This window comes from Micromonospora sp. NPDC049366 (assembly GCF_044466625.1).
In the GTDB taxonomy this organism is placed as follows: domain Bacteria; phylum Actinomycetota; class Actinomycetes; order Mycobacteriales; family Micromonosporaceae; genus Micromonospora.
The window spans coordinates 432,014-443,608 of sequence record NZ_JBITMV010000001.1; the positions used below are offsets into that span (position 1 = coordinate 432,014).

The 11,595-nt window shown below is 74.4% G+C and carries 9 protein-coding genes; 8 read left to right on the plus strand and 1 reads right to left on the minus strand.

The window, feature by feature from the left end; translation table 11 throughout:
- Positions 1–196 precede the first annotated feature (196 nt).
- Positions 197–898: a hypothetical protein gene (locus tag ACIBTV_RS02030; protein ID WP_396701404.1), complete on the plus strand. Its 702-nt coding sequence runs from the start codon at positions 197–199 to the stop codon at positions 896–898.
- Entirely contained in the window at positions 891–1,796 is a 906-nt protein-coding gene (locus tag ACIBTV_RS02035; RefSeq protein WP_396701406.1) for a serine hydrolase, read from the plus strand. The genes ACIBTV_RS02030 and ACIBTV_RS02035 overlap by 8 nt, the downstream gene beginning before the upstream one ends.
- Positions 1,797–1,844: 48 nt before the next feature.
- Here the strand turns inward: ACIBTV_RS02035 and ACIBTV_RS02040 are convergent, their stop codons facing one another.
- Complete coding sequence (locus ACIBTV_RS02040; RefSeq protein ID WP_396701408.1) at positions 1,845–4,265, minus strand: M28 family peptidase; 2,421 nt, start codon at positions 4,263–4,265, stop codon at positions 1,845–1,847.
- A gap of 248 nt (positions 4,266–4,513) precedes the next feature.
- Between ACIBTV_RS02040 and ACIBTV_RS02045 the strand changes: the two genes are divergently transcribed.
- From ACIBTV_RS02045 to ACIBTV_RS02070, 6 genes are all read left to right on the plus strand, one after another.
- Complete coding sequence (locus tag ACIBTV_RS02045) at positions 4,514–5,764, plus strand: PP2C family protein-serine/threonine phosphatase (protein WP_396701409.1); 1,251 nt, start codon at positions 4,514–4,516, stop codon at positions 5,762–5,764.
- Positions 5,761–7,527: an ATP-binding protein gene (locus tag ACIBTV_RS02050; RefSeq protein ID WP_396701411.1), complete on the plus strand. Its 1,767-nt coding sequence runs from the start codon at positions 5,761–5,763 to the stop codon at positions 7,525–7,527. Before ACIBTV_RS02045 ends, ACIBTV_RS02050 begins: the two co-directional genes overlap by 4 nt.
- Positions 7,524–7,976 (plus strand): response regulator, encoded by a 453-nt coding sequence (locus ACIBTV_RS02055; RefSeq protein ID WP_396701413.1) that lies wholly within the window; start codon positions 7,524–7,526, stop codon positions 7,974–7,976. The genes ACIBTV_RS02050 and ACIBTV_RS02055 overlap by 4 nt, the downstream gene beginning before the upstream one ends.
- A complete protein-coding gene (locus ACIBTV_RS02060; protein ID WP_396701415.1) occupies positions 7,969–8,781 on the plus strand; it encodes an inositol monophosphatase family protein in 813 nt (270 codons plus the stop codon). Before ACIBTV_RS02055 ends, ACIBTV_RS02060 begins: the two co-directional genes overlap by 8 nt.
- A 203-nt stretch (positions 8,782–8,984) precedes the next feature.
- On the plus strand, positions 8,985–9,989 hold the full coding sequence (locus ACIBTV_RS02065) for a coiled-coil domain-containing protein (protein ID WP_396702038.1): 1,005 nt from the start codon (positions 8,985–8,987) through the stop codon (positions 9,987–9,989).
- Positions 9,990–10,025: 36 nt separating this feature from the next.
- The gene (locus tag ACIBTV_RS02070) at positions 10,026–11,579 is read left to right on the plus strand and encodes a fused MFS/spermidine synthase (RefSeq protein ID WP_396701417.1); all 1,554 of its coding nucleotides are present in this window, start codon (positions 10,026–10,028) and stop codon (positions 11,577–11,579) included.
- Positions 11,580–11,595: the final 16 nt, after the last annotated feature.

Genomic DNA, 11,595 nt, shown 5'->3' on the forward strand with positions numbered 1-11,595 from the left:
CCTCGCTCTCGCTGGATCGCTTGCAACCTTTTCTGACCGCCCGGCCGTCCAAGACGACGACAGGTACCAACGGCTGGTGAAGAGGGCGAGGGATCAGCCGGCACGGTGCGGAGGAGTGCGGCGGTGCGGCCGTCCTCCTGGTCCGCGCCGTGCCCGTACGCGAACGCATCACATTGAGCCCCGTCAAAGGATCTGCATGTACTCACCTCTCGATGCCGCGCGCCCTCGTGCGGGTGGTGACGCCCGTCCCGGGTGGCCGGGCAGCAGAATCGTCGTGCTGCTCGCCATGGTCGTGCTGGCGGCGCTGACCACGGGCTGCCAGCGCCCACCCGGCGGGTCGGGCGGGTCGGAGCCGGGTGCGACGCGCCCGGTCGGGGTGAGCTGGACGGACCCGGCGGCGCTGCTGTCCGCCGCCGACCTGGGGCCGGGCTGGCAGGAGCGCGCGACCGCCCCGGAGCAGCCCCGGTGGCCGTGGGAGCAGGCCGACTGCCCCGCCTACCGGCGGGAGGACTACCGCGCCCAGGCGCACCGGCGGGACGCGGTCCAGCGCTTCTACGACCGGGCCGGGGCGTCCGCGACGGTGCACCACATCGTCGAGGCGTACGAGCCCGGTTGGGGTGGGCCGGCCCTCGACGACGTACGGGCCGTGTTGCGGCGGTGCGCCGCCTACCTGGTGCTCGGCGCGCGCATGGCGTTCACCCTCGTCGACACGCCGCCCCTCGGGGACGGGGCCCTGCTGGTGCGCGGGCTGATCGCGCACTCCGGATCCACGCCGACGACCGCCTACTTCGTCGTCGTCCGGCGCGGCGACACCATCTCCACCCTCAACCTTCCGGATCCCGGGCACCGGGCGGCGGTCGAGGCGGTCGCCGCGAGGCAGGTGGCCCGCCTTGGCTAGTCCAGCTGGTCGCAAGCTGCCTCGGCGGTGGGTCCTCTCCTCGGGGGTCCTGGCCCTGGTGGGTCTCTCCTCGGCGGGTTTCGGCGTGGCGCGACTGCGCGCCGAGGCGGAGGGCGCGGTGGCGTCGCCGGCCACCCCGTCGCCCAGCCCGAGCATCAGCCCGACGCCGGACCGGTTGGCCATCGCGCGGACCCGCATCGACGCGTACGTGCGGCGGGCCGGCGGGCGGCTCAGCGTGGCGGTGCGGGATCTGGGCGGCAGCGCCGCCGCGACGGCGGGCACCCGGCGCTTCCCGACCGCGAGCATCGTGAAGGTCGACATCCTCGCGGCCCTGCTGCTGCGGGAACAGGCGCGCGGCCGGATGCTCAGCTCCTCCGCCCGACGACGGGCCAGGGACATGATCGTGTTCAGCGACAACGACGCGACCACCAGCCTGTATCGGGAGCTCGGCAGGTCCCCGGCTCTGACGACCGCGAACCGGACGTTCGGGCTGCGGGAGACCAAGCCCAACACGCACTGGGGCCTCACGACCACGACGGCGGACGACCAGCTACGGCTGCTGTCCACGCTGGTCGCGCCCGACGGCCCGCTCGACCCGGCCCACCGCGGGTACCTGCTGGACCTGATGGGCCAGGTCGACGCCGAGCAGCGGTGGGGAATCACCGCGGCGGCCGGGCCGGGTGCCACGGCGTACGTCAAGAACGGCTGGGACACCTCAAGCGACGACGGCGACCTGTGGATCGTCAACAGCATCGGCCGGATCACCGAGCCGGACCACGACTGGGTGATCGCGGTGCTCTCCGACCATCACCGGACGCGGGCGGACGGCATCCGGGTCGTGGAGCAGGCGGCCACGTACGCGCTGCGGGAACTGCGCGCCGCGTCGTCCGGGCTCTGAGTCGGCCTCGCCGGCCCGGTGTCGGGACCGGGCCGGCGAGGTGTCGGGTCAGACCGGGTAGGTCCGGGCGACCGCGAGCATCTCCGAACTGTGCGAGCCGACGACGCCGACGTCCGCCCGGCGGGGCTGGAAGCCGGGCAGCGCGTCCAGCCCGTCGCTGGCGTCCATGGCGCGCAGCGCCACCGGCCCGCCCGTCGGTGTGACCGTGAGCGTGACCTCGATGCCCTCCGCCGGGGGCGCGTGGAAGACCACCCCGAATCCCCACCGGCCGTCGCGGGCCTCGACCGGCACCGAGCGGCCGGCAACCTCGGCGCGCCGCACCGCTGCGGTGGTCGTGTCGACGTGCAGGCTCATCAGGCGTACCTGCCGCTGCGGGGTGACCCGCAGCCGCAGCGTCCGGTCCCCGCCGGCGGTGGTGTCGGCGAGCACCTCCAGCTTCGGCGCGGGCAGGTCGGCGGCCGGGGCCGGCCCGACGCGCAGCTCGCCGTCGCCGAGGCCGGGGAAGTCGTCGGAGACGTCCTGCTCGCCGTCCACGTACCGGTCGGTCCACGGCTGCGGTCCGGTCTCGTGGCTGAGCCACCGCGCCTGGCGGGTGCCGGCGTCGAGCGCGTACATCAGGTGGGTGGGCGCGGGGTGCGCGGCGTCGAACCGGTCGACGCGCAGGCCGACCCCCGCGCACACGACCGCCGCGACGGCGGCGGCCAGCGCGGGCAGCGCGCCGAGCCGCCGGGCCCGCAGCGCGACCAGGCCACGCTGCCCGCCGGCCTGCGGGTGCAGCAGGTCCAGCACCGGCAGCGCGGCCAGCCCCAGCAGCACCGCGACCAGCGCCGCGACGCCGCCCATCGCCATGCCGAGCGCCGGGAAGAGCAGCACCACGGTGGGGAGCAGGATCACCACGCCGACCGCCGCGGCGGCCGTCACCGCCACGACCGGCCACGGACCGTCGAGGCGGGTGCCGAGCGCGACCAGGGCGCCGACCGCGCCGGCCAGCGCCGGCAGGGTGGCGAGGTACGCGCCGCCGGGCACCGCCACGGCGAGCAGCACCCCGAACAGGGCCAGCCAGGTCAGCCCGCCGACGGCCAGCGCGGCCGGGCCGACCCGGCGGCGGGTCAGCGCGTACCAGGCGAGGACGATCGCGGCGGCGAGCGCCAGCACCGCGATCCGGTACCAGGTCGGGCGGTACGGGTCGAGCAGCTCGGCGTAGCCGGGCCGGATCGTGGTGATCGCCGCCCAGAGCAGCTGCGCGGCGACCGGGGCGGCCACGATGGGCACCAGCGTCAGCCCGAAACCGGCGGCCAGCCGTCCCACGGTGGTCCGCCCGCGCCGGCGCGCGAGCCAACCGACGGCGACGACGGCGGCCAGCGCCAGCAGCGCCAGCGGCAGGGTCAACCAGCCCGGGTAGTGGACGAGCGCGCCCGGCACGGGGAAGTAGGTGGCGTCGCCGCCGGCGCGCAGGTCGGCCAGGTCGGTGCGGCCGAACTCGCGGGCCAGCCCGAGCGCGTTGTCGCCGTGCTGCTGCAGGCTCGCCCGGTCCAGGGCGGCGGGCGTGTCCAGCGGGGTGTGGTAGATCGCCCCACCGTCGATGTACGCCGAGTTGAGGCCGAGGAAGTCCTCGTCGAGGAACGCGGTGAAGTCGGTGTCGTTGGGCAGCGCCCGGTAGATCTCCACGGCGAACGAGGTGCCGACCGGGTGCGGTGCGGCCCGGCCGAAGACGTCCACCAGCTTCGCGTTGTTCCGGGACGTCTCGAACATGATCACCGGGCCGGTGGAGCCGCGGGCCTCCAGGTTGAGCACCACCCCGCCGTCGGCGGCGAGCGGATGGCCGGATGCGAACGCCGCGGCGCCGCAGAGGCACGCCTCCTCGGCGTCGGTGAGCACGAAGACGATGTCGTTGCGGGGCCGGGGGCCGGCGGCGAGCGCGCGGGCGACCTCCAGGATCGCCGACGTGCCGGCCGCGTCGTCGTTGCCGCCCGGGCCGGTCTGCACCGAGTCGTAGTGGGCGACCAGGAACACCTTGCCGGTCGGGTCGGTTCCGGGCAGCCGGGCCACCACGTTGCGGACCCGCGCCAGGGTGGCGCCCCCGGCCGCGCCGCTGAGCTGGCCGGCCTCCGGCGCCACCGTGTCCTGCACCTGCGTCTCCAGGCCCAGCCCGCGCAGCACCTGCTCGACGTGTGCGCGTACCTGGTCGTTGGCGGGGCTACCGGCCGGGTGCGTACGAGCCGCGATGATCTTGACGTGCTCGTACGCCCGGCCGGCGCTGAAGTCGGTGGCCGGCGCGTCGGCGGCGCGCGGCGTCGGGGGCCGCAGGTCGACGAGGCTGGTGGCGCCCACCGCGATAAGCGCGGCGAGGGCGGCGAGCGCGGCGACCAGCCGGCGGCGGGGCCGGGCCAGCGCCCGGTCGGCGGCCGGCGGCCGGGGGCCGGGGCGGGCCGCAGCGCGGTCCGCGGTGGGGGTGGGGGGTGCGCCCACGGGGACTCCTCGGGGTGGGGCGGGTGGGCACCATCCTGCACCGGAAGGCACCCGGACGGTGCGACCGGAACGGACGGCCCGGAACGGCCGGCGTTGATGGCCCGTTTTGTCCCGGAGCGGGCAGTGATCCGGCCCATCCCCGCCGACGTCGAGCCCGCCGTGTTGTGTACGACCGTTGTGTAATACAGGATCAGCAGGGCACTCGGAAGGAGCCCGACATCAGCAGCGAAGTCCCGCGTCTCGCGGCGGTGACCCGGCCGCACCGGGGGACCGGCCTGGCCGGTCCTGCCGTCGTGCCCCGGGCGCTGCCGCAGGGCGGTCTCGGGCACCACCCCCAGGTGCCACCGGGCGAGCGGCTGCGGGTGCTGCTGGTCGAGGACGACGAGGGGGACGCCTTCCTCGTCGGCGAGCTGCTCGCCGAGACCAACACGATGATCGACCTGCTGGTCGCGACCAGCCTCAGCGAGGCCCGGCAGCGGGTGACCGGCGTCGACTGCGTCCTGCTCGACCTCGGCCTCCCCGACGCGCAGGGCCTGGACGGGCTGCGCCAGGTGCTGGAGATGTCCAGCGGCGCGGCGGTCTGCGTCCTCACCGGGCGCACCGACGAGCACCTGGGCATCGTGGCGGTGGCCGAGGGCGCCCAGGACTACCTGGTCAAGGGGCAGGTCGACGGCGTCCTGCTGACCCGGGCGCTGCGTTACGCGGTCGAGCGCAAGCGCGCCGACGAGAACGCCCGCCGGCTGCGCGAGGTCGAGCTGCGCCAGGCCGAGTCGGCCCGCCTGGAACGTGGCCTGCTGCCGCAGCCGCTGATGTCGACCGACACCGTCGCCGTCCACACGTTCTACCGGCCGGGCCGGCACGCCGCGCTGATCGGCGGCGACTTCTACGACGTGGTGCAGACCCGGCCAGACCGGGTCGACCTGATCGTCGGCGACGTCTGCGGGCACGGTGTCGACGAGGCCGCGCTCGGCGTCGAGCTGCGGGTCGCCTGGCGCGCCCTGGTGCTCGCCGGCGTGCCCGACGACGAGGTGCTGCCCGCGTTGGAGCAGGTGCTCATGAGCGAGCGCCGGCTCCAGGAGATCTTCGCGACCGTGGCGACCATCCGGCTGGATCTGGTCGCCAACCGGGCGACCGTACGCCTGGCCGGCCACCCGCCGCCGCTGCTGCTCTCCGGCGGCCGTGTCGTGCCGGTGCCGGCGCCCGGTGGACTGCTGCTCGGCGTCCGGCCCCGTCCGCCGGTCGCCTACGACCTGGAGTTCGACACCGATGACTGGTCCCTGCTGATGTACACCGACGGTCTGATCGAGGGGCGGGTGGGCGCCGGCGACGAGCGCCTCGACGTCCCCGGGCTCAGCCGGCTGCTGGACGAGCCGGCCAGCCGGGCGGTGTCTCTGTCCGAGCTGCCGGCCTGGCTGGTCGGCCGCGCCGAGCAGCTCAACGGCGGCCCGCTCGCCGACGACGTCGCCATGCTGCTGGTCAGCCGGGGCGGTGGCCGGTGAGCGCTGGAATCCGCGGGTGGAGTCTGCGCCAGCGGGTCGTCGCACTGCTGGCCGTCGCCGGCGTGCTGCTGATCGGGCTGGCCGCCGCCGAGGCCGCGGTGGCGGCGCGCAACCGCACCCACGTCGACGCCCTGCTCAACCGCACCGGCCCGCTGCGGGTGCAGTCGCAGGAGCTGCTCAACGCCCTGCTCGACCAGGAGACCGCGGTCCGGGGCTACGCGGTCAGCGGCAAGCGGGACGACCTCGCCCCGTACACCGCCGGGCTCGCCCAGGAGCGCGACCGCGTCGCGTCGATGCGGCGGCTGCTGGCGGACTACCCGCAGGTCGAGACGGAGCTGCGGCAGGTCGAGGAGCAGGCCGGGCAGTGGCGGCAGGCGGTGGCTGTGCCGGTCATCACGACGACCGAGCAGCAGGGCACCGAGGCCGGTCAGGCGCTCGTCACCGACGAGGCCCGGCAGCAGTTCGACGCGGTCCGGGCGGCCGTGGACGACCTGCAGGCCGAGATCCTGGCCGCGCGTGAGGTGAACGCCCGCAACGTCCAGCGGACCGGCAACATGCTCGTCGTGCTGCTGGTCGCCGCCGCGCTCGTGGTGGTGATCGCCGGTGTGGTGCTGCTGCTCTCGCTGGACCGGATGGTCGTCCGTCCGGTGACCGCGCTGGCCGGCCAGGTGCGGGAGGTCGCCGACGGTGACTACCAGCACCCCATCGTCGGCGGCGGTCCACCGGAGTTCGTGGGGCTCGCCGACGACGTGGAGGCGATGCGGCGCAAGATCGCCGCCGACCTCGCCGAGGTGCGCGAGGCGCGGGAACGCATCGAGTGGGTCAACAGCCAGCTCCAGAAGCAGGCCGAGGAGCTCACCCGCTCCAACCGCGACCTGGAGCAGTTCGCGTACGTCGCGTCGCACGACCTCCAGGAGCCGCTGCGCAAGGTGGCGAGCTTCTGCCAGCTGCTCCAGCGCCGCTACGCGGGGCAGCTGGACGAGCGGGCCGACCAGTACATCGCCTTCGCGGTCGACGGCGCGCAGCGGATGCAGCGCCTGATCAACGACCTGCTGGCGTTCTCCCGGATCGGGCGGCTCACCGCCGGCTTCACCGAGGTCGACCTCAACAAGGTGATGGGCGACGTCGCCAACCAGACCGAGGCGGCCCGGCAGTACGCCGACGCCGAACTCACCTGGTCCGCGCTGCCGGTGATCCGCGGCGAGGAGCCGTTGCTGACCAACCTGCTGGCCAACCTGGTCAGCAACTCGATCAAGTTCCGTCGCCCGGACGTGCCGCCGAAGGTGCACATCTCGGCCCGTCTCGTCGGCGCCGAGTGGGAGATCACCTGTCAGGACAACGGCATCGGCATCGAGCCGGAGTTCGCCGACAAGATCTTCGTGATCTTCCAGCGGCTGCACTCGAAGGACGCGTACCCGGGCACCGGCATCGGTCTGGCCATCGTGAAGAAGATCGTGGAATACCACGGTGGCCGGGTGTGGGTGGACACGGACGTGCCGGAGGGGACCGCGATCCGATTCACCCTCCCCGCGCTGCCGGAGGACGTCCAAGCCGCCGAGGCAACCGCCGACGACGACGCGGCGACCCCGAGTGAGCAGCCCGTTGAGCAGGCCGAGACGGAGGCGACGGCGGGTGCGACGGTGGCCTCCGGCGACGTGCCGGGCGCGGCGCCGGGGCAGACGAACGGGGCAGACCAGCCGGACCGCGCTGATGCGGCGCCGGAAGGCGGTAGAACGGGTGGCATGAGGGAGACGGTGGGATGACCGCGCCGGCAGATGGCAAGAGCCCGATCGAGGTCCTACTGGTCGAGGACGACCCGGGCGACGTGCTGATGACGCAGGAGGCGTTCGAGGAGCACAAGCTGCGCAACCGGCTGACCGTCGTCTCCGACGGCGCCGAGGCGCTGGCCTACCTGCGCCGCGAGGGGCAGTACGCGGACGCGGTCGTCCCCGACCTGATCCTCCTCGACCTCAACCTGCCCCGGCGGGACGGCCGCGAGGTGCTGGAGGAGATCAAGAAGGACGAGGACCTCCGCCGGATCCCGGTCGTGGTCCTGACCACCTCCCAGGCCGACGAGGACATTCTCCGCAGCTACCAGCTGCACGCCAACGCGTACGTGACGAAGCCGGTGGACTTCGAGCGGTTCATCTCGGTGGTCCGGCAGATCGACGAGTTCTTCGTCAGCGTGGTCAAGTTGCCGCCGCGTGGCTGACGACACCCTGCTCGACGACGTCGGCGCGCTGCTCCAGGAGGCCGCCGACGAGGTCGTGGTCCCGCTGTTCCGCAAGCTGGACGCCGCCGACGTCGCCGAGAAGGCACCCGGTGAGATCGTCACGGTCGCGGACCGGCGGGCCGAGGAGCTGATCTCCGCCCGGCTGCGCGAGCTGCGGCCCGACTCGGTGGTGGTCGGCGAGGAGGCGGTCGCGGACGACCGTGACCTGCTGCGCCACCTGGACGGCGGCGGGGACGTGTGGCTCGTCGACCCGGTCGACGGCACGTCCAACTTCGCCGCCGGCCGCCGGCCCTTCGCGCTGATGGCCGCGCTGCTCAGCAACGGGGAGCAGACCGCGGCCTGGGTGCTCGACCCGCTGGCCGGGCTGCTCGCCACGGCGCGCGCGGGCGACGGGACGTACCTGGACGGGCAGCCGGTGCGGCTCCCCGAGGGCGCGCCGCCGCCGGAGGAGCTGCGGGGCGTCGCCATGACCCGGTTCCTGCCGCCGGCCGCCCGCGAGCGGGTGAGCGCGGGCCGATCTCGGATCGGCGAGCTGCTCCCCGGGCAGCACTGCGCCGGCCGCGAGTATCTCGACATCCTCACCGGCCGTCAGCAGTTCGCCCTGTTCTGGCGCACCCTGCCGTGGGACCACGCGCCGGGCGCCCTGCTGGTCCGCCTCGCCGGGGGAGTGGCCCGCCGGTTCGACGGCAGCGAATACCACCCGGCCGACGAGGGCCACGGCCTGCTGGTCGCCGCGAACGAACAGGTGTGGACCGAGGTGCGGGACACCCTGCTGGGCGACTGAACCGAGGCGTACGGCAACCGGGCCGACACGCTGCGTCGACGATCCGTGCGCCGGACGTTCACGGGGCCGGCCGGGGGCTTCCGGTCCGGTAAGGTGACCGGCGGTCACCGCCAGCAGGCCGCCGACCGGCGCCGGCGGGGCCGCCGCCGCGCAGGACCACGGGGGCCGGCGGTCGACGGAAGGACGCTGTCGTGCCCACGACCATGCCCAGTCGGCGTCGCGCCCGCGGCCCGCTCATCGCCCTGTTCGCCGTCGTCGCGCTGCTGTTCGCCGGCGGTGCGGTGCCGGCGTACGCGGAGCCGAACGAGGGCGGCACCAAGAAGCTGCGTGACGCGCTGGAGGCGACCGCCCGGGCGCACCTCGAGGCGAAGGCGAAGCTGGACAACTCCAAGCGCCGACAGACCGCGCTGGTCGCCGAGATGGCCACCCTCCAGTCGCGGGTCACCGACCTGACCGCGCAGGTGGGCGAGGTGGCCGCGCAGTCGTACCGGCTGGGTCGGCTCACCCCCACGTCGATGCTGCTCAACAGCGCCTCCCCGGAGGCGTTCCTGCAGCGGGCCGCCAACCTCGACCTGATGGCGCAGCGGGACGGCAAGCGGCTGCGTGACCTCACCGCGGCGCGCGAGGAGGCGCAGCGGGCCAAGGTCGCCATCGACACCGAGGTGCGGGAGCAGCAGAAGCAGCTGGCCGTGATCGCGAGGAAGAAGAAGGAGGCCGAGGCGGCGCTGGCCGAGGTCAGCGGCGGCGGCAGCGGCGGGTTCAGCGGTGGCAGCTCCACCTCGGCCAAGCCGGCGCCCCGCAACGCGGACGGCTCCTGGCCGTCGGAACGCTGCTCGGTGGACGACCCCACCACCTCCGGCTGCATCACCCCGCGCACGCTCAACGCCCTCCAGCAGACCCAGGCGGCCGGCTACAAGCGACACGTCTCCTGCTACCGCAGCGGCGGCGACGGTGAGCACCCGAAGGGGCGGGCGTGCGACTTCGCCGCCGCCACCAACGGCTTCGAGGACCGCTCGGCGACGGGCGGCGACAAGGCGTACGGGGACAGCCTCGCCGCCTGGCACGTGCGCAACGCCAACCGGCTCGGTGTGCTCTACGTGATCTGGTACCGGCAGATCTGGCATCCCGGCACCGGCTGGCGGGCCTACAGCGGTGGCGGCAGCCCCGCCGCGGACCACACGAACCATGTTCATCTCTCGATGTACTGACCCGACGCCCCAGGATCACTGCGTACCATCGCGACGGTGAACACCGCATCGTCCGACGTCACGGTCCCGCCGACGCGGCCCGCGCCGCCGAGCGTCCACGCCCTGCCCAACGGGCTCGCCGCGTTCCTGGTCTTCTTCTCCAGCGGCGCCGTGCTGGTCCTGGAGACGGTCGCGCTGCGCCTCGTCGGCCCGTACGTCGGGGTGACCCTCCAGGTCACCAGCTCGGTCATCGGCATCGCGCTGGCCGCGATCGCGTACGGCGCCTGGTCCGGTGGCTGGCTCGCCGACCGCCGTGACCCGCGACCACTGCTGGCGCCCGCGCTCGTCCTGGCCGGCATCGCCACGGCGGTCACCCTGCCCGTCGTCCGGTACGCGGGCGAGGTCCTGCGCGGCGGTGCCGCGAGCGCCATCCTGCTGCTCGTCGCGCTGGCCGTCTTCGTTCCGGCGATGCTGCTCGCGGCGGTCACCCCGCTGGTCGTCAAGCTGCAGCTCGCCGACCTGCGCCGCACCGGTCAGGTGGTCGGCCGGCTCTCCGGCATCGGCACGCTCGGCGGCATCACCGCCACCCTGCTCACCGGGTTCGTGCTGGTCGCCGCGCTGCCCAGCACGGTGATCCTGCTGGCGTTGGCGGTGGCGCTCGGTGCCACCGGCCTCGGCCTCGGCTGGTACCTGCGCCGGCAGGTGCGCGCCGAGCTGCCCGGTCCGGCCCGCGCGCCGGCCGCGCTGGCGGTGCTCGGCCTGGTCGGCGCCGGCCTGACCACGGTCGCCCCGAACCCGTGTGACATCGAGACCGCCTACCACTGCGCGCGGGTGGCGACCGACCCGGCCCGCGCGAGCGGCCGGACCCTGCTGCTCAACTCGGCGCAACACTCGTACGTGGACCTCGCCGACCCGCGTCACCTGGAGTACGCGTACACGAAGTGGTTCGGCGCGGTCACCGACGTGGTCGCCCCGGCCGGGCAGCGGCTCGACGCGCTGCACCTGGGCGGCGGCGGCTTCACCGTGCCGCGCTACCTGACCGCGACCCGACCCGGCACCGACAACCTGGTCTTCGAGATCGACGGCGGGCTGATCGAGCTGGGCGAGCGTGAGCTGGGCGTACGCCAGGGGCCGGACCTGCGGGCGGTTACCGGCGACGCCCGGATGCTGGTCGCCGGGGAGCCGACGGACAGCCGGGACCTGGTGGTCGGCGACGCGTTCGGGCACCTGGTGGTGCCCTGGCACCTGGCCACCCGGGAGATGGCCGCCGACATCCGGCGCGTCACCCGCCCCACCGGCGTCTACGTGCAGAACGTCATCGACTACCCGCCGCTGCGCTTCATCCGCAGCGAGCTGGCCACGGTCGGCGCAGAGTTCCCGCACGTCGCGCTCATCGCCCCACCGGAGGCGCTCGTCGGCGAGCAGGGCTCCAACTTCGCGATCGTCGCCTCGGACGCGCCGCTGCCGCTGGACGCGATCCGCGAGCGGCTGGCCGAGGTGGACGCCCAGGTGAGCCTGGTCAGCGACGCCGAGCTGGACGGGTTCGTCGACGACGCGCTGGTGCTGACCGACGACTACGCGCCGGTGGACCAACTGCTCGCCACCGCCTGAACGGGTGACATCCTCG